The organism is Corynebacterium aquatimens, from assembly GCF_030408395.1.
GTDB classification, from domain to species: Bacteria; Actinomycetota; Actinomycetes; order Mycobacteriales; family Mycobacteriaceae; genus Corynebacterium; species Corynebacterium aquatimens.
In genome coordinates, this window is the sequence record NZ_CP046980.1 from 2,500,436 (window position 1) to 2,524,396 (window position 23,961).

25 protein-coding genes are annotated in these 23,961 nt (G+C 61.2%); 12 read left to right on the forward strand and 13 right to left on the reverse strand.

Annotated elements, in window-relative coordinates:
- Positions 1-53 precede the first annotated feature (53 nt).
- From trpB to CAQUA_RS11060, 3 genes are all read left to right on the forward strand, one after another.
- The gene (gene trpB, locus CAQUA_RS11050) at positions 54-1,316 is read left to right on the forward strand and encodes a tryptophan synthase subunit beta (protein WP_196825076.1); all 1,263 of its coding nucleotides are present in this window, start codon (positions 54-56) and stop codon (positions 1,314-1,316) included.
- Entirely contained in the window at positions 1,316-2,164 is an 849-nt protein-coding gene (gene trpA, locus CAQUA_RS11055; protein ID WP_196825075.1) for a tryptophan synthase subunit alpha, read from the forward strand. The genes trpB and trpA overlap by 1 nt, the downstream gene beginning before the upstream one ends.
- A gap of 77 nt (positions 2,165-2,241) precedes the next feature.
- On the forward strand, positions 2,242-2,598 hold the full coding sequence (locus CAQUA_RS11060; RefSeq protein ID WP_196825689.1) for a Rieske (2Fe-2S) protein: 357 nt from the start codon (positions 2,242-2,244) through the stop codon (positions 2,596-2,598).
- Between the two features lie 4 nt (positions 2,599-2,602).
- Here the strand turns inward: CAQUA_RS11060 and CAQUA_RS11065 are convergent, their stop codons facing one another.
- The 6 genes from CAQUA_RS11065 to CAQUA_RS11090 form a co-directional block, all read right to left on the reverse strand.
- Positions 2,603-2,971 (reverse strand): hypothetical protein, encoded by a 369-nt coding sequence (locus CAQUA_RS11065; protein ID WP_196825074.1) that lies wholly within the window; start codon positions 2,969-2,971, stop codon positions 2,603-2,605.
- 66 nt (positions 2,972-3,037) lie between these two features.
- Positions 3,038-3,604, reverse strand: coding sequence for a hypothetical protein (locus CAQUA_RS11070; RefSeq protein WP_196825073.1), 567 nt, complete (start codon positions 3,602-3,604; stop codon positions 3,038-3,040).
- 118 nt (positions 3,605-3,722) lie between these two features.
- Positions 3,723-4,067 carry a branched-chain amino acid transporter permease gene (locus CAQUA_RS11075; RefSeq protein ID WP_196825072.1) on the reverse strand — a complete coding sequence of 115 codons (345 nt, stop codon included), beginning with the start codon at positions 4,065-4,067 and terminating at the stop codon, positions 3,723-3,725.
- Complete coding sequence (locus CAQUA_RS11080; protein ID WP_196825071.1) at positions 4,060-4,797, reverse strand: AzlC family ABC transporter permease; 738 nt, start codon at positions 4,795-4,797, stop codon at positions 4,060-4,062. Before CAQUA_RS11080 ends, CAQUA_RS11075 begins: the two co-directional genes overlap by 8 nt.
- 15 nt (positions 4,798-4,812) lie before the next feature.
- Entirely contained in the window at positions 4,813-5,421 is a 609-nt protein-coding gene (locus tag CAQUA_RS11085) for a YqgE/AlgH family protein (protein WP_196825070.1), read from the reverse strand.
- Positions 5,414-6,922 (reverse strand): CCA tRNA nucleotidyltransferase, encoded by a 1,509-nt coding sequence (locus CAQUA_RS11090; RefSeq protein WP_196825069.1) that lies wholly within the window; start codon positions 6,920-6,922, stop codon positions 5,414-5,416. The genes CAQUA_RS11085 and CAQUA_RS11090 overlap by 8 nt, the downstream gene beginning before the upstream one ends.
- Positions 6,923-7,046: 124 nt before the next feature.
- Between CAQUA_RS11090 and CAQUA_RS11095 the strand changes: the two genes are divergently transcribed.
- From CAQUA_RS11095 to CAQUA_RS11135, 9 genes are all read left to right on the forward strand, one after another.
- Positions 7,047-7,931 (forward strand): NUDIX hydrolase, encoded by an 885-nt coding sequence (locus CAQUA_RS11095; RefSeq protein ID WP_196825068.1) that lies wholly within the window; start codon positions 7,047-7,049, stop codon positions 7,929-7,931.
- A 13-nt stretch (positions 7,932-7,944) separates the two neighbouring features.
- Positions 7,945-10,590 (forward strand): hypothetical protein, encoded by a 2,646-nt coding sequence (locus CAQUA_RS11100; protein ID WP_196825067.1) that lies wholly within the window; start codon positions 7,945-7,947, stop codon positions 10,588-10,590.
- Positions 10,591-10,802: 212 nt separating this feature from the next.
- A complete protein-coding gene (locus CAQUA_RS11105) occupies positions 10,803-14,051 on the forward strand; it encodes a murein biosynthesis integral membrane protein MurJ (protein ID WP_196825688.1) in 3,249 nt (1,082 codons plus the stop codon).
- Positions 14,052-14,182: 131 nt separating this feature from the next.
- Positions 14,183-14,797, forward strand: coding sequence for a sigma-70 family RNA polymerase sigma factor (locus CAQUA_RS11110; RefSeq protein WP_196825066.1), 615 nt, complete (start codon positions 14,183-14,185; stop codon positions 14,795-14,797).
- A 76-nt stretch (positions 14,798-14,873) separates the two neighbouring features.
- Positions 14,874-15,830 (forward strand): thioredoxin-disulfide reductase, encoded by a 957-nt coding sequence (trxB, locus tag CAQUA_RS11115; protein ID WP_196825065.1) that lies wholly within the window; start codon positions 14,874-14,876, stop codon positions 15,828-15,830.
- A gap of 48 nt (positions 15,831-15,878) precedes the next feature.
- Positions 15,879-16,208, forward strand: coding sequence for a thioredoxin (gene trxA, locus CAQUA_RS11120; RefSeq protein WP_196825064.1), 330 nt, complete (start codon positions 15,879-15,881; stop codon positions 16,206-16,208).
- A gap of 106 nt (positions 16,209-16,314) precedes the next feature.
- Positions 16,315-17,502 carry an N-acetylmuramoyl-L-alanine amidase gene (locus CAQUA_RS11125; RefSeq protein ID WP_196825063.1) on the forward strand — a complete coding sequence of 396 codons (1,188 nt, stop codon included), beginning with the start codon at positions 16,315-16,317 and terminating at the stop codon, positions 17,500-17,502.
- 39 nt (positions 17,503-17,541) lie between these two features.
- On the forward strand, positions 17,542-17,871 hold the full coding sequence (locus CAQUA_RS11130) for a type II toxin-antitoxin system Phd/YefM family antitoxin (protein WP_196825062.1): 330 nt from the start codon (positions 17,542-17,544) through the stop codon (positions 17,869-17,871).
- Positions 17,864-18,427 carry a type II toxin-antitoxin system RelE family toxin gene (locus CAQUA_RS11135; protein ID WP_196825061.1) on the forward strand — a complete coding sequence of 188 codons (564 nt, stop codon included), beginning with the start codon at positions 17,864-17,866 and terminating at the stop codon, positions 18,425-18,427. The genes CAQUA_RS11130 and CAQUA_RS11135 overlap by 8 nt, the downstream gene beginning before the upstream one ends.
- Before the next feature lie 61 nt (positions 18,428-18,488).
- On the opposite strand, the gene CAQUA_RS11140 is transcribed toward CAQUA_RS11135, so the two are convergent.
- The 7 genes from CAQUA_RS11140 to rpmH all read right to left on the reverse strand — a co-directional run bounded on the left by CAQUA_RS11140 (position 18,489) and on the right by rpmH (position 23,138).
- Entirely contained in the window at positions 18,489-19,580 is a 1,092-nt protein-coding gene (locus CAQUA_RS11140) for a ParB/RepB/Spo0J family partition protein (protein WP_196825060.1), read from the reverse strand.
- Positions 19,581-19,594: 14 nt separating this feature from the next.
- Complete coding sequence (locus CAQUA_RS11145; protein ID WP_196825687.1) at positions 19,595-20,539, reverse strand: ParA family protein; 945 nt, start codon at positions 20,537-20,539, stop codon at positions 19,595-19,597.
- Positions 20,540-20,638: 99 nt separating this feature from the next.
- A complete protein-coding gene (rsmG, locus tag CAQUA_RS11150; RefSeq protein WP_196825686.1) occupies positions 20,639-21,271 on the reverse strand; it encodes a 16S rRNA (guanine(527)-N(7))-methyltransferase RsmG in 633 nt (210 codons plus the stop codon).
- Positions 21,272-21,292: 21 nt separating this feature from the next.
- Entirely contained in the window at positions 21,293-22,303 is a 1,011-nt protein-coding gene (gene yidC / locus CAQUA_RS11155; protein WP_196825059.1) for a membrane protein insertase YidC, read from the reverse strand.
- Between the two features lie 40 nt (positions 22,304-22,343).
- Positions 22,344-22,616, reverse strand: a complete 273-nt coding sequence (gene yidD, locus CAQUA_RS11160; protein ID WP_231375936.1) for a membrane protein insertion efficiency factor YidD — start codon at positions 22,614-22,616, stop codon at positions 22,344-22,346.
- A gap of 5 nt (positions 22,617-22,621) precedes the next feature.
- Entirely contained in the window at positions 22,622-22,987 is a 366-nt protein-coding gene (gene rnpA / locus CAQUA_RS11165) for a ribonuclease P protein component (protein WP_196825057.1), read from the reverse strand.
- Positions 22,988-23,000: 13 nt separating this feature from the next.
- Positions 23,001-23,138: a 50S ribosomal protein L34 gene (gene rpmH, locus CAQUA_RS11170; RefSeq protein WP_196825056.1), complete on the reverse strand. Its 138-nt coding sequence runs from the start codon at positions 23,136-23,138 to the stop codon at positions 23,001-23,003.
- Positions 23,139-23,961: the final 823 nt, after the last annotated feature.

The following is a 23,961-nucleotide window of genomic DNA, read 5'->3' on the forward strand; positions in this document are numbered from 1 at the left end:
GCGATCTCTACACACCAACGGGTATTGAGTAAGCCTCAATAGAGAGGAACATAATGGCTGAGACCGCTCGTAGCAGGACCATTCTGCCCGCCTACTTCGGTGAATTTGGCGGACAATTTGTGCCAGAGTCACTCCTTCCGGCTCTTGACCAGCTGGAACAGGCATTCGTGGAGGCGTGGCAGGATGAGGAATTCATGGGGGAGTACCGCGCGTTGCTGCGTGATTACCTCGGCCGCCCTACGCCTCTCACCCTGTGCCGGAACCTGCCGGTGGACAACGAGTACGCGAAGATCTACCTCAAGCGCGAGGACCTCGTCCATGGTGGTGCGCACAAGACCAATCAGGTGATTGGCCAGGCGCTGTTGGCGAAGAAGATGGGCAAAACCCGCATCATCGCCGAAACCGGTGCTGGCCAGCATGGTACGGCCACCGCTTTGGCGTGTGCGCTGCTCGACTTAGACTGCGTCATCTACATGGGTGCCAAAGACATGGAGCGCCAAGCACCGAACGTGTACCGCATGCGGCTCATGGGCGCGGAGGTCGTCGGTGTTGACTCCGGCTCAGGAACGCTCAAGGATGCAGTGAATGAAGCACTGCGTGATTGGACCGCGACCTTCCACGAGTCCCACTACCTGCTCGGCACTGCAGCGGGCCCGCACCCGTTCCCCACAATCGTGCGGGAATTTCACAAGGTCATCGCGGAAGAAGCACGGGCGCAGATGCTGGAACGCACCGGGGCACTGCCGGATGTGGTTGTCGCGTGCGTCGGCGGCGGTTCCAACGCGATCGGTATGTTCTCCGAGTTCATCGCGGATGAAGACGTGGAGCTCATTGGCACGGAACCCGGTGGCGAAGGAATGGACTCCGGCAAACACGGCGCCGCCATCGCGGCGGGAACCGTGGGCATCCTGCACGGCACGAAGTCCTATCTGATGCGTGACACCGACGGGCAGATCGAAGAGTCCTACTCAATCTCAGCTGGGCTGGACTATCCCGCGGTCGGCCCGCAGCACGCGTACTTGGCCTCAACCGGCCGCGCGCAGTACGTACCAGTGACTGATGAGGACGCGTTGAAGGCGTTCCAGCTGCTCAGCAGGTATGAGGGAATCATCCCGGCGCTCGAGTCCTCCCACGCGATGGCGTATGCGCTTGAGCGCGCAGCACGCGCGCAGGAGGAAAAGACACCGATGAACATTCTGGTATGCCTTTCCGGCCGCGGCGACAAAGACGTCGCCCACGTCCGCCGCACTTTGGATGAGCACCCGGACTGGGTCATCGCCGCCAGCCGTGAGCACGACACGAATCGAGGAAACTAATGAGCCGCTTCGACGATCTATTCGCGCGCCTTACGCAGCGTAACGACGGCAAGGGCGAAGGCGCGTTCGTGCCTTTCATCATGCTCGGGGACCCAACGCCCGAAGATGCAGTGGAGATTATCTCCGCCGCCGTGGAAGCGGGCGCCGATGCTTTGGAACTGGGTGTTCCGTTCTCCGACCCCGTCGCCGACGGACCGACGATTCAAAAGGCACACATCCGGGCCCTCGATGGCGGATCCACCGTGGCATCATCGCTGGATCAGCTCCGTGAGATTCGTCGCCGGTTCCCGGACATTCCCATCGGGATGCTGATCTACGCGAACGTGCCTTACGTTCGCGGGCTGGAAAGCTTCTACGCGGAGTTCGCCGAAGCCGGTGCCGATGCAATCCTGATCCCCGACGTCCCAGTGCGTGAGGGCGCACCGTTTTCCGAAGCCGCAATCAACGCTGGGATTGATCCGGTATACATCGCCCCTGCGCAGGCGCGACCGGAGATTCTCGAAGGCGTTGCCGCTCACTCCCGCGGGTACATTTACGCGATCTCCCGCGACGGCGTCACCGGCACGGAGCGCGAATCTCAAACCACCGGTCTGCGCGAAGTGGTGGACAACGTGAAATCCTACGGCGGCGCACCGACGCTTCTTGGCTTCGGCATTTCCACCCCGGAGCACGTCCGCGATGCCATCGATGCCGGCGCCGCCGGCGCCATCACCGGTTCCGCGATCACGAAGATCATTGACGCCTACGTTGAAGGCACCCACCCCAACCCCGGCCGCATCACGGACATGGATGCCCTCAAAGAGGAACTGACCGAATACATCTCCGCCATGAAAGCCGCTACGCGCTAAACCCGGCGGCTACCATAGTGGCTATGGCTAGGTCACGTTTTGGTACAGAGTTTGACTCTCCGTCCTGCTCGCGCCGGATGTTCATTCTGGGCACCGCGACCACGTTCGCGGGCGCATTCCTGGCGGCGTGCGGGAAACCCCCGGAGGAATCCGTGGCTAAAACAGAGGTGCCAGTCGGGGGAGCGGTGATTATGGACAACTTCATCATCGCCCAGCCGACGGAAGGAAACTTCGTCGCATACTCTGCGGTGTGCCCACACCAGGGAAACAAAATCACGCAGGAAAAGAATGGGCAGGTACGCTGCACTGCCCACGGTTCGGTGTTTGATACCGCCACGGGTGAACCCGTCGCCGGGCCAACACTGGAGGGACTGAAAACAGTCGAGTTCGCTGACGCGGGCGACTCCATCACCGTCGGTGGAGATACCGCGTAACGGACTATGCCCGAGAGGGGCGAACCACCAGAAGCAAGAAGATCAAGATCCCAAGCAGGATCTCAAATGTTTGGCCCATCGGACGCTTGTTGGCATAGTCCTCTTTAAAGGAACTCATCAACACTTCGGAGTTCCACATCTTTTCGTTGCTCTGAACGGAAGACGTGAGGTTCTTCGATGGGTTTGCGGTCTGCTGGTCCTTCCACGCCTCGAACTGGGCGAGGTCTGCGTCGCTACGCACGGAGGAACCGGACCGGCCTGAAGAACCTGCACCAAAAACCGGCTGACTGGATTCCTGCGCATTCGCTGGCGCAACGGCAATAGTAAGGGCACACGCGACGGCGGTGCTCAGCGCGATGAAATTGCGTTTCATGAATTCGGAATAATAGCTCATGGCGCCCGCTTTCGGGGGCGCTATGAGCTTTAAAAGCCGTGCAGCTTAGAACGGGAGCTTGATGTTATCCAGGTTGCACTCCGGCAGCTTGATAACGCCGGAGCTCAGCGCCCAACCAAGGCCAAGCAGGATCGGGGTGAGAACGCCAGCGGCGATCAGGATGTTCAGGGTTTCACCGAACTGAACGTTGCGGGCGGCATCGCGACGCAGCGAGCTGCCAAGAATGTCTTCGGTCGACTTCTTGTCGGTCTTCTTACGCTCGAAGTTGCCCGCGTTTGCCTCTACGCGCTCGGCCTCGGAGGTGGCTTTGCCGTTTTCATCCTTCAGGCCCTTGATGTCATAAGCCTTCTCGATGATGGACGTGAATTGGTCCATACGGATAGCGCCGTTCCACTTCGCTTCGTACTCTTCGTCGTCCGCGATGCGGTTGTCGCGGGAGGACTGCTCCACGGAGCTGAGCTCTCCGAGCGGAGCGAAAGAGCTCTTCGGCCAGCCCTGGGTGCCACCGACCTTAGGGTCGTTCTGGGTCGGCTCTTCAGCAAAAGCGGGTGCTGCAGCGAGGGGGAGGGTGAGAGCCACGGCAAGGGCGGCTGCGCCAAGACGGCGTTTCATGGGGGTGCTCCTTCAAGTTTTGGCGTTAGACACAGAAGAGCTTATGACTTTCGACGGGAACTGTCGCGGTTGTTAACGGGAAGTTCACTAGCATGCAAGATTACATGCAGTAATACACCTACAAAAGGTTGACTAAGAGCATGTACACGACGGTTCCGGCGAGGATGGAAAGACCTGGGCGGCGGCGCCACGCGTGGAACGCGATAGTGGCTGCGGTGGCGGCCAGTGCCGCCCACAGACCGCCGGGTTGATCGCGGGTACTAGCAAGGGTGTAGGCCACCAACACCACCATGACGCCCACGGGCATAGTCGCACGGAGGAACTCGATCAGCGGGCTGCCCTGGACAGCCTTGATGAATGCAAACGGTAGAGCGCGAAGAGCAACGGTGACGATGGCAACTGGAATAAGGACAGCAGCGACCATGGGGAGGGTAACGCCATCGGGCAGGCCGTAGTCAGCCATGAGTATCCGTCCCCAGTGTCCGTGTCCGTGTCAGTGTCAGTGCCTGATCCAACCGCGGAAACCAGAACCGAACAAGAAGAATGATGAAGTAGGTGGTCAGCGCAATGATCAGGAGTGCCTGCGGAACGATCGCTGCCACGACGGCGGCGATAATCAGTGCGCTAAGCGGCAAGGAAAAGTCCCGGTTCGTCTGAAACGACTCGTAGGCCAGAACGACGAAAAGCGCGGTGAGGGCAAACTCCATCCCGGTGATGTCCGGCGGAATGATCTCGCCGATGAGGGCGCCGACGATTCCCGGGATCACCCACATCAATTGGCACAGCGCGTGGATCGTCACCAGTCGAGCACCCGTCGGGTGGGGCGGGGCGGAAGTGATCGCGTACACCTCGTCGGTAAGCGAATATGTGGCGTAAGCCCTCGCGGCGGGTGACGTGATGGTTTCGCGGGGGTGGGTGAGGCCGTAGAAGATGTGGCGGAAGTTCACCATGAAACCGGTGACCGCGGCGGAGATCGGTCCGACGCCCTGCGTGACCATCGACACCGCGAGGAACTCCATGGAGCCGGCGTAGATGATGATGGAGAAAATCGGTGCCCACCACCAGGCAAAACCTGCCTGGGTAATCACCAGGCCGAATGCGAGGCCGAGCGGAATCAGACCTAGGCCAACGAGCCAGGTATCACGAATGCCCTGGCGGATGGCCTGGCGCCGGGAGGGTTGCGGTGCGGTCATACGGGGAGATGTCTTCTAGTTATCGTCAGTATTTGCCGGAAACGTTGAAAACAGCGGCAGCGGCATGGGCTGGCGGCGCAGGACATCGCCCGTAAGATCCACGTTGGCGGGGGCAATGACATCGGAGGGCAAAGCGGGGGCGACGTACCAATCACCGCGGTCAATTTCGTCTTCCAGCTGGCCGGGTTCCCACTCGGCGTAGCCGACGAAGAGGCGCATGCCGTCTAGGAGCTCCTGCATGCGGGCGGGGTCGCTGTGCATGTCCACGTAGACGAGGCGATTGGCCACGCGGGTGAGCTCGTCGTGCTCAGCCACATCGATGCGGTTTTTGATCACGCCCACGCCGATGGCTGCTTGCGGCCCGACGGGTCCGCCGATGAATAGTGCCTGGGGGGCGGCGACAACGTCGACCCATTCGGGCATGACGTTGGCCACGGCGATGTCGCTGCGGCGGTTGAGGATCACGCCCAGGGTGTGTTCGCTCGTGTGCTCTAGGACCAGCACCACCGTGCGAGCAAACTCGGGGGAGAGCATGCCCGGCGCGGCCACGAGCAGCATGCCCGGCGCGGGGTCGGTGCGCTCTAGGGCTGTGAACAGACGGTCGGCGTAGAAGTACTCAGCCATTGTTAGCCCACCATTTCTTTAGTTCTTCCACGGCTTCATCGTGGTCAAGCTCGCCGCGCTCCAAGCGGAGCTCCTTCATGTACGCCCATGCTTTGCCCACCTGGGGTCCGGGTTCAAGGCCGAGGATCTCCATGATCTCGTTCCCGTCGAGGTCCGGGCGGACGCGGGCGAGGTCTTCTTTGGCCGCCAAGTCTGCGATGCGTTCCTCCAGGTGGTCGTAGGTGTTCTGGAGGCGGGCCGCCTTGCGCGGGTTGCGGGTGGTGCAGTCGGCGCGTACGAGTTTGTGCAGGCGGGGCAGCAGGTCCCCGGCGTCCGTGACGTAGCGGCGTACGGCTGAGTCGGTCCACTGGCCTTCGCCGAAACCATGGAAGCGCATGTGCAAGAACACCAGCTGCCCCACGTCCTCGATGACGTGCTTGGGGTACTTGAGCTTCCTCAAACGCTTGCGCGCGAGCTTCGCGCCTACAACCTCATGGTGGTGAAACGTCACGCCACCGCCGGGTTTGGCTGCGCGCGTGTCCGGTTTGCCGATGTCGTGCAGAAGCGCCGCCCAGCGCAACACGAGGTCGGGGTCTTGCGAGCTTGTACCTTCTTCTTGCGGGCTTGACCCTTCAAGCTCGCATGCTTGTTTCAAGACCGTCAGCGAGTGGGCGTAGACGTCTTTGTGTTGCATGTGCTCGTCGCGTTCGAGTTTGAGCGCGGGGATTTCGGGGATGATGCGGTCTGCGAGCCCGGTGGTGACGATCAGGTCGATGCCGTCCCAGGGGCGGGCGCCGCACATGAGTTTGTCCAGTTCGGTTTGGACGCGTTCGACGGTGATGCGGTCGATCTCTTCGGCCATGTCCGTCATGGCATCTTTTACGCGTGGGGCAACGTCGAATCCCAGTTGGGAGACAAACCTGGCGGCGCGGAGCATGCGCAGGGGGTCGTCGCGGAAGCTCACCTCGGGGGCCTGTGGGGTGTCGAGGGTGTGGTTGAGCAGGTCTTTGAGCCCGTCGACGGGGTCGTGGAAGTCGAATTCCAGACTGTCGGAGGTGGGTATAAGTTCAATCGCCATGGCGTTGACGCGGAAGTCGCGGCGGATCAGGTCGCCTTCGATCGTGTCGCCGAAGGTGACCTCCGGGTTGCGGGTCACGCCGTCATAGAGGTCGGAGCGGAAGGTGGTGATTTCTACCTGCTGGCCGTCTTTCACAGCGGAGACGGTGCCGAATTCGATGCCGGTGTCCCAGACGTTGTCGCCCCAGCCATCGAGGATTGCGCGGATGGTTTCCGGCCGCGCGGAGGTAGTGAAATCCAGGTCGTTGCCCAAGCGCCCCAGCATGGCGTCGCGCACGGGGCCGCCCACGAGGTACAGCGATTCACCTGCGTCTTTGAAGGCGTTTGCTAGCGGCGTGAGCAGAGGGCTTAGCTTTTCGACGGCCGATTGTGCGCGCGCGAGCAGCACAATGAATGCGGTGGAATCGCCCTTTACCGGCAGTTCGAACAGTAAGTCTTTGGTCACTGGCTCACCATACCGCGACAGTCAAGTTCCAGACCGGGTTCCGTAGGTTGTTGCCCTGAGTCCGATTTCACCCCTGTTACCCATAGTTACCCGGTTCATCCCCGGCCCGATACGATCGAAGCCAATGACTGACAATGACACAGGTGACACGAGCGCGCAGCAGCCATCGCAGCGCGCGGAAGGATCGCGCCCGCGCAGGCGGCGTCGGCGCGGTTCTCGTCCTGCGTCAGGGGGTTCAACCCAGAATGCTTCTACTACCGGTGGCAGCGAAAAGAAGCAGAAGTCGGGCGAAGGATCCTCGGGGGACAATTCCCAACGCCGCCGGCGCCGTCGCGGCGGTGGGAACCGGGGAAATAAGAAATCGAATCAGCGCTCAAACCAGCGCTCAAACCAGCGTTCAAACCAGCGTTCAAACCAGCGTTCAAATCAGCGCAGTTCTAAGCGCGGCGGGCAGCGCACTCCGGCATCGACGGCGAAGTATTCGGCAGCGAAGGCCAACTCCCATATGGAGACGCGCGATGAGACGTCGGCAGGCGGCTTGGTCGTATCCGGGATGTATGAGGCCGTGGGGGCGGACGGAACGGTGGACTTGGGCCAGATCTACGTCGCGCTGATCGGTCGGTTGGATCGCCGCGGGCGTTTGCTGTGGTCCATGCCTAAGGGCCACGTGGAGCCGGGGGAGAACCAGTGGGATACCGCGCGCCGTGAGGTGTGGGAGGAGACCGGTATTTACGGTGAGCCTTTCGCGGAGCTGGGGGTTATTGATTATTGGTTTGTTTCTGACGGCATCCGGATTCATAAGACGGTGCACCACAACCTGCTGCGTTACGTGGACGGGGTGCTCAATGATGAGGACCCGGAGGTAACAGAGGTGTCCTGGGTGCCAATGAACCAGCTCATTGAGCATTTGGCGTACGCCGATGAGCGCAAGTTGGCCCGCCAGGCCCTCGACAAGATTCCTGATCTCGCGCGCGCGGAGCGTGATGCGGGCCGGGTCACGCCGCGGTAGCAGGTGGTTGGACATGCATCGCCGCCGATTCTTTAGACTCCCCGCCGCTGTAGCCGCAGCGGCTCTTGTTGCTGTGAGCAGCCCGCTTATCGACGGGCCAATCTCGTCAGCGGTCCCCGTACCGCTTGCGCCGAACGACCCGGCGGTGGCGCAGCAATGGGCAAACCCTGCCATTAGGCAGGGGGAGGGCCAGCACGGCGTGAGCATTGAGCTTATCGACGCCCCGGTGACCGTTCCGGCCGGCGACGTGATGACGGTGACAGTGCTGGTCCGGAACACAACTGACCAGACGGTAGATGGGTTGGGGATCACCCCGCGGCGCGGCCCAGCGTCAGGTTCGGTGGCGGATGCGCGAGTTTCAGCCGTTGCCGATATCGGCGAGTACGTGGACATCGGGAAGACGGCGCAGCTCGCCGACGTGGGCCCCGGGGAATCCCGAGAAGTGGAAATGCCCATCCCCACTGCCGCCGGTAAGGGCGGGATCGACACGCCGTGGCCGGGGAACTACCCGGTGCTGCTGGAGCTGAGCCGCGACGGGGCAGCGATCGACACCGAACGGTGGCAACTGACAGTGACACCGCCGGCAGAGCCCGCGCAGCAGGCGGAAGCCGACGCAATGCGTGCCCCCATGCAACCCGCGGGTGTGACCATGCTGTTCCCGCTGCATGCACGCACCGATGTGGTCCCCGGGGAAACCGGAGAGGCACCGAATAGGCCGCCGCTTTTCCTGTCGTCGGAAAGCGTGGCGGATGCGATCGCGCCGGGCGGGCGGCTCGACGCGCTGGTGGACATCTACGCAGACGCGACGCACGGCGAGTCGGGGGAGGCCATGAGCGCGGCGATGTGCCTGGCGGTCGACCCGGCGCTGGTAGACACGGTGGAACGCATGACTCGCGGGTACTCGGTGGCGGATGCGCGGCCGCCGGCGGTGAAAGAGCAGAAACGGCTGCGCGACAGTTGGCTGAAGCCAAAAGAAGGAAAGACCGCGCCCGGAAAGGGCGTTGAAGATGCCCGCGCGTGGTTGGCGAAGCTGCAGGAGGCGGCGAAAGACGAGTGCGTAGTGGCACTGCCCTGGGCAAACACGGACGTTAATGCGGTGGCCCGGACGGGCAACCAGTGGTTGATGCGGGAGGCGATTGAGCGCGGGCCGTTCACGGTGGAGCGCGTGCTGGAAACCCCGGTCGTGCGCAACGTGGTGGTGCCCGGCGCGGGGTACGTGACTGCCGATGCGGCCCGCGGGCTGGGGTGGGCGGACCACGCGTCATCGGTGGTGGGAACCTACGGGATGCACGCGGCGTGGGAGGCGCAGCATTCCGCGGACAACGCTCAAGCAAACGACACCGGCACCAAGGTGGAGGGAGACCAGGAAACGAACCTGGAGCGGACGGACACCCCGGATGCGTCGGGAGTTACCGCCCCGGCGCCGCGGGAGACGGTGCGCGTGCTCGTGGCGGACAACACCCTGCCGCAGTTGGGATCGAGCCGCTTCGCCCAGGTGGGTGAGAACGTGGAGGCAGTGACCTTCCCGGCCACGCTCAACGCAACGGTTGCAGCAACGGGTGATCATCCGCGCACGGTGGGTTACAGCGACGAAACGTGGCGCTACCGGTACGGGTTGGATTCCGCTGTGGCGCGTGACATTACTGCGGCCGCGGCGCTGCGGACGGCCGTCGACAATGCGGCTGTTCCTGCCGTGGACCCGGAGGTCTACGGTGGTGAGTCCAGTCAGGCGCCGTCGCCAGTGATGGTTGCACCGCCCGCACACTGGTCTTCCAGCACGGCTGAGGTGCTCACGTCGACCGTTAAAGACATTATGGGCACCGGCAAGGCCGTCCCGATGACCATGGGGGACTACCTGCTCAACACGCCTGGCCCGCTGGACCCCGCCCCGGCGCCCACGTCTGAGGTCCCCCCGGAGTCTATGGGCACGCCGTACTCCGACCCCACCGTGTTCTCGGACACGGAGGTGCTCTCTGCCAGCCAACAGGCCAATTACATCGACGACCTCACGCAGTTAATGCTCAATGACCGGGGGATCGCGCTGACCAGGTACGGTTTCACGCTGCCGCTGCGCCTTGATCTTCTGCGTGCGCTGAGTATTACGGAACGCAATAATCCGGACACCTATTCCGATGCCGCGGCCGCGACCCGCACCCGGCTTAACGGCGGGCGTGACACGCTCACGGCGCTGCGTTCCGCGGTATCGCTTATCCCGCCGGGCAATGTCTACACCCGCACTTCCGCGTCCTCGCCGCTGCTCATCGTCGCGGAGAACGGCCTGCCGCTTCCCGTCGGTGCGTCGATTGTCTACCGCGGCCCGGCAGGCGCGAAACTCAACACCCCGCCGAACCTGACCATCCCGGCGCGTGGGTCAATGACTATCCAGATGACAGCGGACCTGCCCGAAACGGGCGAGGGGGACAACACAGAAGGGGAAAACACGGACCTTCAGCTCTACCTGGCAACGCCGAACAACAAGCCGATTTCCCAGCCGGTAGACATTTCCGTGCGCACGGTGGGCATCAGCGTGGCCACATGGTTGCTCGTCGCAGCGGTCGCTGGCGCGTTCATCGTCGCGGTGGGGGTTACGTTAAAGCGCCGGCGCGGGGCGCGATTAGCGCCGTCAGCAGCGCAAACACAAAATCAGGAAAAAAATTAGAAATCTCGCGTCTTTTGCCTTAAACTAAATGACGACCACCCTGGTTGAGCATCCCCCCCGAGCTCGCTAAACCCCCCCCTCTGCGAGCAGCTCCCAGGGTGGTCCCCAAATGATCGAGTGTTTTGGAGCCATCGTTGACCCGACAGGTACAAGCGGAAGAGGCTCAGCCGTCCACTACGTCTGATTCCCAGGTAGTTCGTTCCACTGGATCAATGGCGGTGGCCACACTCCTAAGCCGCATCACGGGATTCATCCGTACGGTCCTGATTACATCGGCGCTTGGCGGTGCCATCGCGTCGGCGTTCAACACCGCGAATGTGCTGCCGAACATGATCACGGAGATCGTGTTGGGCTCGGTCCTTACCGCCCTGGTGGTGCCAGTGCTGGTCCGCGCGGAACAAGAAGACCCGGATCACGGTGCGGCGTTCATCCGAAGACTTTTCACGCTGACCATCACGTTGTTGTCGGTGGTCACCGTTGTCGCCGTCATTGCGGCGCCATTGCTCACGCGCCTCCTGCTTGTTAGCGAGGGGAAGGTGAACCTGGGGCAATCCACTGCGTTTGCCTACCTGCTGCTTCCCCAGATCTTCTTCTATGGACTGTTCTCACTGTTCATGGCGGTTTTGAACACCAAGGAAGTGTTTAGACCGGGTGCGTGGGCGCCCGTGGTCAACAATCTTGTCTCCATCGCGGTGTTGTGCGCCTATCTGCTACTACCGGGCAGTCTGCACCCCGATGAAGCGGTGTCCATCACGGACCCGCATGTGTTACTGCTGGGGTTGGGAACCACTGCCGGCGTGGTTGTGCAGTGCCTGATCATGCTTCCGGCGTTGAAGCGATTGAAGATCGACTTGCGCCCGCTGTGGGGGATCGATGATCGCCTGAAGCAGTTCGGCGGGATGGCGCTGGCGATTATTTCCTACGTGGCGATCAGCCAGGTGGGCTACATCTTCAACAACCGTATTGCGGACAATGCTGATGCTTCCGCGCCGGTGATCTACATGCAGCACTGGATGCTGCTCCAAGTGCCGTATGGCATCATCGGCGTCACCTTGCTCACAGCGATCATGCCGCGGCTATCGCGCAACGCTGCGCACGGTGATGATAAAGCGGTGGTGCGCGACCTGACGGTGGGCACAAAGCTCACGTTCATCGCTTTGATCCCCATCATCATCTTCCTCACCGCGCTGGGGCCGGATATTGGTAACGCGCTGTTTGGCTACGGCAACTTCACCACGGCCGAGGCCCGCACCCTGGGCTTGACCTTAAGCTTTTCGGCCTTCACGCTCATCCCCTACGCGCTAGTGATGTTGCACCTGCGCGTGTTCTACGCGCGTGAGGAAGCCTGGACGCCAACGTTCATCATCGCCGGAATCACCATCACCAAGGTGGCCTTGGCGTTCCTCGCACCCGTCGTGGCGGACCGCCCCCAAGACGTTGTTGTGCTCCTCGGTGCCGCCAACGGCTTTGGTTTCATCGCCGGTGCCTTGGTGGGTTCCATCTTGCTGCGCCGTCGCCTGGGGTCGCTGGGTACGCCAGCGGTGCTGCTCACCTCCGCGTGGGCTGCCGGCGCGGGCCTCGTCGGCCTGCTCGCGGCGTGGCTGGTGCGCATGCTGTTGCGCGCATTCCCGGGCACGCTCAGTGGGTTCACTGACAGCCTGGGGCTGCGCGAGTCTGTCGGATTGCTCGTGGAAATCAGCCTGCTTGGCATCATCTTCGTCATCGTCACCGGCGTGGTCTTGGCCTTCTCCGGCCTGCCGGAAGTGGCCAGCATCGGCCAGGTCTTGCGCCGTATCCCGGGTCTTAACAAGGTCATTAAACCGGCCGCAGCGCCGGAAGAATCTGACATGCCCGCCGTATCAGACAGTCCGGATGTTGCAGACGTTGCGGATCAGCTCGCCGCACCCGCGGACCCGCGCGAGGTGTCCTCGCAGGTTCTGGCTGCGGACTCGTTCAACGCATCCCCTGTCCCACCCCCCATGTCCGCGGGCGTCGTTCGTGGACCCCGGCTCGTGCCCGGCGCTGCGGTCTCCGATGGCCGGTTCAGGCTTCTGCGCCACCACGGCTCCACGGCGGAGGCGCAGTTCTGGCAGGCCCGCGAGCAGGAGACCGGCCGGGATGTCGCACTAGTCTTCGTCGATACGTGTGGCTCAGATGGGGAAGCCGTCACCCCCCGCCAGGCAGCGATTGACGCCGCGGGAATTTGTCACCGTACGAATAAGCTCGCGGCTTTAAACTTGAACTCCGTGGCGGGTTCCATCGAGACAATCCGCTATCGCACCGGCTGCGTCGTGGTTGCGGATTGGGTACCGGGATCGTCGATTCAGGCAGTCGCCAGCTCCGGTGAGACCTTATCCGGGGAGGCCGTTGCGCACTCCCTGGCGCCTTTGACGGACAACGTGGCCCAGGCGCACGAAGCCGGGATTCCTCTGGGCTTGCACCACCGCGACCAGCTGCGCGTGTCTGAGGACGGGTTCATCGTGCTGGCATTCCCCATGATCATGCCCCGCGCGGAAATGAGCGATGATTCCGCGGCCCTCGCCTCTGCGCTTGAGCTACTCAGTGGTGCGGCCCGATCTACGGACCTTGCTGATGCTGCTGCCGCAGCCCAAGATTTGGCTAGCGACGATGCGGCGGAGGCGGACGATTTCCGCGCACTCGCTGGCCAGCTCGACGCGATTGGAACCGCCCCACCCCAGGAGGTGCAGACCGTGACCAATGAACCAGTCACCACCCCGCCGATCCCGCACGCACCCGAGGACCGGCCGGAGGAACCAGACACTGTGTCCGGCTTCGGCGACCGCGGCATGGGCACTGGCGCGACGATCGCGCTTTTGATCGTCGCCGTTATCACCGTCCTCATTGCTGCCGCACTGACCACCTACTTCGTGGGCGTGTTGGGCAAGAACAACCCCGATACACCGGTGGCGGAGTCCGTGGCGGAAGGCGACGGGAGCGCCAAACCTGGCCGGGCAAACCTCCCCGTTTTGGTCCGCCCGCTGAGCCCGGAGCTGTGGCGTGGAACGCAAGGAAGCGACCAGGACACAGCCGCGGGCAGCTACGGCAATGAGGACCTGGCCAATCTGGTCGACGACGACCCCGCGACGGAATTCACCATCAACCCGCAGATGGCAATCAAGCTAGTCAGCGGGGATTCCAACCCGCCGCCGACGTTCCAGCTCAACCAGGTGTTGATCACCACGAGCAAGGGCGACATGGATTACACCGTCTACGCGCTCACAGAGGACAACCTCTCACCGACGAACCTGACCGATCTTCGCGTACTGGACACGGGGACCTTGCACAACGGCCAAAACCAGATTGATGTGACGTCTACCCCGGTGGTGTCCGGAATCATCGTCGCATTCCAGGGCGAGCGCGCTGACCTGTTTGATCGCCCGGACGTTGGCCCTACTCCGGTGGGTGAAATCGCGATGGTGGGCCTGCGCGCTTTGCCGTAACAGCGCTACCGTGTCCCAGCCTCAGCGCTAAAAAGCAAGGACGAACTGCACACTATAGTGTGCAATTTTGGGCGGCGGCCGTTGTAACCCCGTGCCACAATGGGGGCAACAGTCACGGTAGGGGGGCCACGATGACCGCATTGTCCACGCGCACGACAGCAACAGGCACAAGACGAACAACACGTACAGAAACCAACACAAACCGCACTGATCAGGCACTGGTGAAGGCGTACCTCGACGGGGATGACAGGGCGTTCACGTTGATCGTCCGCCGTTATAGCAGGATGCTGCACGTCGCGGCGTTGAAGTACGCACGCAATGACTTTGATGCAGAAGACATCGTGCAAAACGCTCTGCTCAATGCTTCTGCCAAGATGCACACGTTTCGGTCAGATGCGGCGCTGACCACGTGGCTGCACAAGCTGGTTCAAAACGCGGGCTACGACTACATGACGCGGGGTGAAAACGGCCGCAACCATTTGAGCATCTACGCCGGGGACGGCGTACACCTAGAAGTCAATGAGCGGTACATGCACAACCCATTAGAAAACCTGGAGCGGCTTTTAGAGATGCGCAAGGTTCTCGCCGAATTGCCGGTAGCCCAGCGCCGCGCGCTGTTACTCATGGACGTCGCTGGGATGACCGTTGATAAGGCGGCACGAGAATTGGGCGTGGCAGAAGGAACCGTCAAGTCCCGGCGCAATCGCGCGCGACAGGCCGTCGCTAAGCATCTCGCAGAGCTCTAAAGCGTCACTGGAGTCTCATTGGCGCTGTTCTAACTAATGTTCTGCGTCTGTCCCGGCGCGAAGTACACTGGCCACCATGACTGACGCTTCTGCCGCAACCGCTATTCATGACGTGATCATCATTGGCTCTGGCCCTGCGGGCTACACGGCGGCGCTCTACACCGCGCGCGCTGACCTCAAACCGCTTGTTTTTGAGGGCTATGAGTTCGGCGGCGAGCTGATGAATACCACTGAGGTAGAGAACTTCCCGGGCTTTCAAAATGGCATCATGGGCCCGGATTTGATGATGGAGATGCGCGCGCAGGCGGAGCGCTTCGGTGCGCGGCTTGAGTCGGAATTGGTGGATCGTGTTGATCTGGGGGATGGCTCAGCGGATTCGATCAAGAAAGTGTACGTCGGTGATGAGGAGTACGCCGCGCGCGCGATCATCGTGGCAACCGGTGCGGCGCCACGGCACCTGGGCATCCCGGGCGAGGCGGAATTGACCGGCCGCGGCGTCTCCACCTGTGCAACCTGTGATGGATTCTTCTTCAAAGACCAGCACATCGCGGTAGTCGGCGGTGGCGATTCCGCGATGGAGGAAGCGACGTTTCTGACCCGCTTTGCATCCAAGGTCACGTTGATCCACCGCCGCGAGGAATTCCGCGCATCCCAGATCATGCTGGACCGCGCCAAGGAAAATGAAAAGATTGAATTCCTTCTCAACACCGTTGTGGATGAGGTCATCGAGGGCGACGGCAAAGTCGCGGGCCTGAAGGTCTCCAACACGGTCACCGGTGAGCAGTCCACCCTGGACGCCACTGCGATGTTCGTGGCCATTGGCCACGACCCGCGGTCTGAGTTCCTCGGCGGCCAGCTAGACCTTGCCCCCGGTGGATACGTGCAAGTGGCGGAGCCATCCACCCGTACGTCGATCCCGGGCGTATTCGCCTGCGGTGACCTGGTGGATTCCCACTACCGCCAAGCAATTACCGCCGCTGGTTCTGGTTGCCGCGCAGCGATTGACGCTGAGCAGTACCTTGAGGCGCTCTAACGAGCACCGTGGGAAGAGCACACCGAATTCGATCTACAGGAGCATGTGATGAGTACGCCGATTACCGTTACGCAGTCCACGTTTAAAACAGAGGTCGTGGAGTCCAATGTCCCCGTGGTGGTGGATTTCTGGGCACCGTGGTGTGGGCCGTGCAAGAAGTTGTCGCCGATCTTGGATGATATTGCCGCCGAACTGGGTGACCAGGTCAAGGTGGCAAAGATCAATATTGATGAGGAGCGCACGCTTGCTGCGATGTTCCAAGTCATGTCGATTCCGGACGTGATGGTCTTCGTTGGCGGCAAGAAGGTAGATGAGTTCCAGGGCGTGCGTCCAAAAAACGAGATCCTAGAAAAACTGCACAGGCACCTTCAGCCTTAGACCGCATAGAAAGCGAGGGCGGCTGCGCACCGCTACCCTTGCGCAAGGAAGTAAGATAGTGCCGTGCCAAGCGCAGGCTAAAAGGGACTGGCTACTGGAGAAAGGAATGGCCGTGACAAGCACTCTGCGGGTTGGGCAATCAAGTGCCCGTGTTGCGGAGGTCCGCTCCACTCTCGCACGGCTGGGTTTTCTTGATTCCTTTGAGGGCGATGTGGGGGAGTGGAGCAAGCGCAAGTTCTCCCAGGAAGAGAAACTGTTTGACGCTGAGCTCGCGGAAGTCTTAAAGGCGTTCCAGCAATCCCGCGGTATTCGCCCCTCCGGGGACATCGATGATGTCACCCTGCGCGAACTGCGCCACGCATCCTACACCCTCGGTGCCCGTGTGTTGTCCTACCAGCCCAGCCAGATCATGGTGGGCGATGACGTGGGGCAATTGCAGAAACAGCTCCAAGAACTAGGTTTTTATTCCGGACGGGTTGATGGCCACTTCGGTCCCGCCACCCACGAAGCGGTGGAGACTTACCAGATCAACTACGGCATCCAGGACGATGGCGTGTGCGGCCCGGAAACATTGCGCGCGCTGAGCCTTCTTGGTCGGCGCATTACCGGCGGTTCCACCCAAGCTATCCGTGAACGGGAAGTAGTGCGCATGGCGGGCCCCCGCCTGAGCGGTAAGCGCGTTGTCATCGACCCAAACATCGGCGAAGACGGCGCCACCTACACGGTGGCCGGGCGTTACGGGGAGATCTCCGAGGAAGACATTCTGTGGGATCTTGCCTCACGCGTGGAAGGCCGCATGATCGCCGCCGGCATGGAGACCATCATGTCACGCCCGAAGGGGGACAACCCCTCCATCAAAGCCCGGGCTGACATGGCCAACAGCTTTGAAGCAGACCTTTTGATTTCGCTCCAGCTGGACCGCTACCACAACGAAAAAGCCAACGGTGTGGCCACGTTCTACTTCGGATCCGAACTGGGCGCTTCCTCCATGACCGGCGAAACCCTGTCCGGCTTTGTGCAGCGCGAAATCGTCGCGCGCACCCAGCTGAACAACTGCCACACCCATGGCCGCACATGGGAACTCCTTCGCGCAACGGAAATGCCCTCCATCGAGGTCGTCGTTGGTTACCTCACCAACCCGCACGACGTGGCAATCGTGACGGACCCCAAGCAGCGCGACCTCATCGCCGAAGCCATCGTCGTGGCCGTGAAGCGCCTCTACCTCCTCGAACAGGACGACCAACCTACCGGTACCTACTCGTTCGTGGAACTCTTGCGCGCCGAACAGGCGTAGGTCTTGAACCTACCTTGATTTCTAGGTAGATTTTGGAGCATGGCCACATTTTCCATCACTGAAGCTAACCGCTCTGGCATTTCTGGACTTATTTCATCAGCTGAAGCAGGCGAAAGGATTGCTCTTTCACGCCACGGCCGAGTCGTCGCTGAGCTGGTATCCGCCACGGAAATCGAGATTATGCGCCGACGACACGAGGATCTGTTGGACGCAGCCCTTGTACTTGCCCGTTACGCTAATGACAATGGCGATCGCCACGAGTTGGATGATTTGATAGATCAAATGGGCTACACGCGCGCAGATTTGGAGCATGAGTTAGACCAACAGATTCGTTCCGGTAAAGAACAGCTACCTCCCTATCATGACTAACCCAGAACGAGCAGCCCGCATTCGACTCCTAAGCGAAGCAGTTGCGGACGTCGAGCGTTTGGTTCGTAAAGATCCAAGCGTGGGTCGAGCCATCCTACTCAAGATGTTGTTGCTGGAACGAGCACCGCATGCGGGTGAGCCACTTTTAGGTGATCTGATCGGTTTTAGGAAACTGGTGGTGGGCAACCGCAACTACCGGATTGTGTGGAGAGAGGAAACCGATTCCCGATTTCAACCGGTGCTCACCGTGGCTGAAGTCTGGGCTGTCGGGGAGCGGGAAAATGAACATGTTTACAAAGTTCTCCGCGATAGGACAGATGAAATCGAACGGAGGGGCAACAAAGATCATGTCCCCTTGGTCGAAGTAGTTCACCAATTAGATTCATTTTTCTCGGACATCCAGGCACTTTCTGAACCTGAACAAATAACAGCACTCCCTACATGGCTTCGGCAGGCTCTCAAGGACCAACTGCACCTCTCTGATTCTGAAATTGATGCGATGTCCCAAGACGAAGCTCAGCGACGTCTAGCTGACTATTGGAGTCAGCCACGATAGTCACCAAGCGTTGCACCCCAGCGAAATTAGCTAGGCACGTAAATAGAGCTTCCGGCTAGATCTACTTGCCGGAGATGAGTCCGAGGATGCGCTCGAAGTCATCGCGGTCGCCGAATTCGATGACCATTTTTCCTTTGCGGCGGCCCATGGTGACTTTGACGGTGGTGTCCCACTGATCAGATAGGCGATCGGCGGTCTGGGTGAAGTACTCGGGTTGAGCAGGCCGCAGGCGGGGTTTCTTGGCTGGTTCCTCGCCGCGGTTGAGCAGCGTGACGGCTTCCTCCGTGGCGCGGACGGATAGTCCCTCGGCGACGATGCGCTCAGCCAGGGTTTCCTGGGCTTGCGCACCGACTTTGACGCCGAGTAGGGCGCGGGCGTGCCCCGCGGAGAGGACTCCGGCGGCAACGCGGCGCTGCACGGGGACGGGCAGGCGAAGAAGACGAATCGAGTTGGTGATCACCGGGCGCGAGCGGCCAAGGCGGTCCGCGAGCTGCTCTTGGGTGACGCCAAACTCCTCTAAAAGCTGCTCGTAGGCGGCGGCTTCTTCCAACGGGTTGAGCTGGACGCGGTGGATGTTTTCCAACAGCGCGTCGCGCAGCATGTCTTCATTAGCGGTTTCCCGCACGATGGCGGGGATGACCTTGAGGCCAGCCTTGGAGGCGGCACGCCAGCGGCGTTCACCCATGATGAGTTCATAGGCGTGGCTGCCGGAATCGGACGGGCGCACAACGATCGGCTGCAGAAGGCCGAACTCCTTGATGGAGTGAACCAGTTCGGCCAGCTGCTCTTCTTCGAAGACCTGGCGTGGCTGCTTCTCATTGGGGATGATCTGACCTAAGGGGATTTCCTGGTAGGTCGCACCGAAAGAGTCGGTGCCCGCCGTCGCGGATGCGGCGATGGCGGCTGGGACGGCCGACTTCTGGGAGGCTGGCGGTGCAAACTGGGAGATGGACGGAGCGCCCTTCGGTTTCTTCGTTGGTGTACCGGATGCTTTCGCGGCCTTGGCACCTGCGCCTTTGGAGCCGCCGATGATGACGTCCGCAGCGCCATCGCCCAGCGGGCCGGTCTTCTTGCCGGCGTCGAGGTCAGCGGGGCTAGACGGGATGAGCGCAGCCAGGCCGCGGCCCAAGCCACCCTTTTTCTTTTCTGCCATGGTGTAGCTCCTCCCTAGTCGCTCTCGTGGGTGCTGTTGTCGCCGCCGGTGTCGCCACTGTTTGAACTGTCAGCTTCAAGTTCCGCGGCAACCGCGGGGCTTACGCCGATGGCGCCGGTGGTGGCGTGCGGTTGGTAATCGCCGCGGGTGGCGATCTCGGTCGCGGCGTCGAAGTACGCCAGCGCACCGCGGGAACCCGGGTCGTAGTCGATCACGGTCTGGCTGTAGCCGGGCGCTTCAGAGACCTTGACGGAACGCGGGATGACGTTGCGCAAGACCACTTCGCCGAACTGATCGCGGACTTCACTGGCCACTTGCTCCGCGAGTTTCGTGCGGGCGTCGTACATGGTCAACAGCACGGCGGAAATGTGCAGTTGCGGGTTCAAGGCCTGCCGGATCATGGAGATGTTGTTGAGAAGTTGCCCCACGCCTTCCAAGGCGTAGTACTCGCACTGGATCGGGATCAGGACTTCATCCACCGCGTTCATCGCGTTGATTGTCAAAAGGCCGAGGGACGGCGGGCAGTCAATGAAGACGTAATCAAAACGGTCCACGAAGGGGTTATCGTCCAAAAACCCCCGTCGTAAAGCATCCGCCAGGCGGTACTCGCGGCGCACGAGGCTCACGAGCTCAATTTCCGCGCCGGCGAGGTCAATGGTTGCGGGGATGCACCACAGGTTGGGGTTGTCGCCGCTTTGCTGGACGGCCTCTTCCGCGGTGGCCTCACCAATGAGGACCTCATAACTCGACGTCGTGCCGGCGCGGTGTTCGGCGGCCAGGGCGGTCGAAGCGTTGCCTTGCGGGTCAAGGTCCACGACCAGCACGCGCTGACCCAGTTTCGCCAGGGACGCGGCGAGGTTCACGGAAGTCGTGGTTTTACCCACGCCGCCTTTCTGGTTGGCCACGGTGAACACGCGGGCGCGTTCCGGACGCTCCACCGTGCGCTCACCGGAGTTCATCCGCGCCGCGCGGCGTGCTGCTGCAGCAATCGGGGTGTCATCCCATACCTGGTCAGCAGAGTTGGTGCTATCGGCGTCTGTGTATCCCACGAGCCCTCCCTAATTTCCGCGAACAATACGGATCAGGGTAGTCGGCTGCTCCAACACCTTCTCGCCCACGGTGAGGATCTCCGCGTCGACTCCGCCGGCTTTCGCGATCTCTTTCGCGTCGCGCACGAGCTCTTCGCTTATCGACGACCCCTTCATCGCGACCATGGCCCCACCGCGCTTGACCAAGGGAAGCGACCACGTTGACAGCTTGCCTAAGGGGGCGACTGCGCGGGACGTCACCACGTCAAAAAGCAAGCTTTTCTGCTCTTCCGCGCGACCGCGGATGACGGTGACGTTATCGAGCCCGAGTTCTTCGGTGACTTCGCCTAGATAGGTGGAGCGCTTCAGCAGTGGCTCGATCAGCGTAATCGACAGGTCCGGGCGCGCGATTGCTAGGGGAATTCCGGGTAGTCCCGCGCCCGAGCCGATGTCCGCGACGTGAATGCCTTCAGCGAACGCCTCACCGATGACGGCGCAGTTGAGGATGTGGCGGGACCACAACCGATCGACTTCCTTGGGCCCGATGAAACCGCGCTGCGCGGCGGTCGTAGCCAGCGAGTCGTGGTAGGCCTGCGCGATGGGCAGACGATCCCCGAAAATGGCGGCAGCTGGCGCGGGGGGTTCCGCACCAGCTGTATTCATAGTCAAGCTCACGCTTTAACCCTACTTGCCTTGCTTGCGTTGCTTCTTGGAACGGTGATCCACCTTGCGAGCGCCCACCTTGGGGGCGGTTGTGCGCTTGAGCGCGGCGCGGGCTTCTTCCTCCGCAGCCTCTTCCTTGTCCATCTTGTCAAAGACAATCTTGGACTGGATGAAGGTCCACACGTTGTTGGTCACCATGTACATCAGCAGACCAATGTGCCACAGGAAGCCGGTGAAAAGCAGCGTTGCCGGGAGGAACCACAGCATCATGCCGTTCATCATCTTCATCTGCTGTTCCATCATCTCTGGGTTCAACGCGCCAGAGTTCTGCGGCTGCTTCGACGACGGCTTGTTCTTCTGCGCTGCCTTCTGCTTAGCCATGCGCTCGCGCTGGCGCTTCAGAGAAAGCCGGGCGTTGAGGTGGGTCATGACCACACAGAAGATCACCAGCGGCAGGGCCACCATGATGATGTTCGTGCGGGTGAAATCCACGGGGGCGAACGCCGCGTACTGCTCTTGCGGCATGCCCATGTAAGCGGAAATCGGGATCCCAAAGATGCGCGCGTCCAGGAAGGACTGGACTTCTTCCGGGGAGAAGATGTAGTTAGCAGTGTTGCGGTTCTGCTCGATGCTCATGCCCAGCTGGCCGGCACCGGTACCCGTGCGGTTGAAGGAGCGCAGAACGTGGAACAGGCCCAAAAACACCGGCAGCTGCGCCAGCGGAACGATACAGCTGGCTAGAGGGTTGACGCCCATCTCCTTTTGGAGCTTGCGCGTTTCCTCCATCATCTTCTGCTGGTCATTTTTGTACTTCGCCCGGATTTCCTGCATTTTCGGCTGCATTTCCTGCATCTTGCGGCCGGAGCGCAGCTGGTTGACCATCGGCTTGACCAGGAAGACACGCAGGGTGCATGTCAAAAGGACAATCGCCAGGATCCAGGAAAGACCCGAGTCAGGGGAGAGGACTAAACCGACTACCTTGTGCCAAAACCACAGCACGGCAGAGATCGGCCAGTAAATGAAATTCAGCACGTGAGTTGGTCTCCTCTGTTGTTTTTAAAATCTCACACGGTTATTTGTCACCGGCCACAACCACCGGGTCGTATCCACCCGGGTGCCACGGCCCGCATTTGGACAGCCGCACTATGGCCATCAGGCTACCTTTGGCCGCCCCATGCCGAGCGACGGCTTCCACCGCGTAGGCACTGCACGTTGGCGTGAAGCGGCACGTCGAATACATCTTAAGGGGGGAAAGGTGTTTTTGGTAAAGGCGCACGAGGCGCACGAGGCTTCTCGACGCCACCCCGCGCGGCGCCGGTAACTGCTCCCCGTCGGAGTTGTACAGTTCGTTCACTGGCGTGCAGCTTTCGCTCGCGCACGCGCCATAGATGCAGCCACGTCAGCCGATAGCTCCTGTGACGTTGCCGTCGCTGACGCTGGCAGGGCCCGAATAACAACGCGCGCTTCCACCGGCACGTCAGTCAGACTGGCAAAAACATGGCGCAACTTGCGTGAAACGGCGTGGCGGGTAACGGCGTTGCCAACCTGCTTAGAAACAACAAGACCGCACCGAGGCCCTCCGCTGATAACGGGGGGATCTACGGCGCGGTCTTCGTAGTAGTGCACCACCACTGTCCGGGAACCTGCGCTCGACCCTTTCTTCATCACCGTGCGGAAGTCCGCAGAGGATGAAAGTTTGTTGGGTTGTGGCAGCACGGTCCCGTACTGCTTACGCGGTGAGCTTTGCGCGACCCTTGTTGCGGCGTGCGGACACGATGGCGCGGCCGGAACGGGTACGCATACGGGTGCGGAAGCCGTGCTTACGGGCACGACGACGGTTATTTGGCTGGAAAGTCCGCTTGGACACGGTTGCTCCTTAAAACAAGCACAACGTGGCGGCTAGCAACCGGGAATGAGCCACCACTAAACGGTTTAAACTCTGCGTGAGGTGCGTACATTGTTCCGCGTGCACCGCCTTCGCCGACTCACGTACGTGGCCCGGTTTCCGCGCCGGTGGTGCTCTCACTCGCATCACCGGCTTACTGAAACAAGCCATACGCGATGCAATAGACGAGCCCAGCGTACCCGCCTGTAAAGGTGAACTCAAATCGTGGCGGTCGAAGCCCGCAGCGCCGCAACCAGCAGACACGCCGGGACGTTGCGCCCAGTGGTTACCCTCCGGTTGGTTACCCCCGAAACTACAAAAATGTAATTTTTCGGCGCGCCGCGTCCGAATGCGTGCGACACGCCGAGCTATCCAGCACCGAAACTAGATCGCTGGGCAAAACAATTTCTAAGCCTCAAGTGACCCTTGAACCCCCTTGCCCCGACGCAGTTTTCCAGATTCTAGACATCGCCACACGCCCCAAGGTAAAAATCATCCTTACGCACTTTCCACAGTTTCTCCCCATGGATGGTTTCTGTGAGCAACCGCCACTTTCTGTGGATAACTACCGTTTCGGCGGTGCATAACTTTGTGAAGAACTAAAGAACCTGCAGTTCAGCGAGTTTTTCACAGCAGTTAGGGTTATCCACAGATGGGGACGTCGGTTGTGGATAACCTCGTCAGAAGTTATCCACAGTTGTGGACTAAAGTGTGGATAGCAAGGTGACGGCACGATTTTGTCCACACCTGCCATGTGGATAGCGCATGGAGGGCGGGGCACGCGTGGGAAGACTGGAAGTAAAAC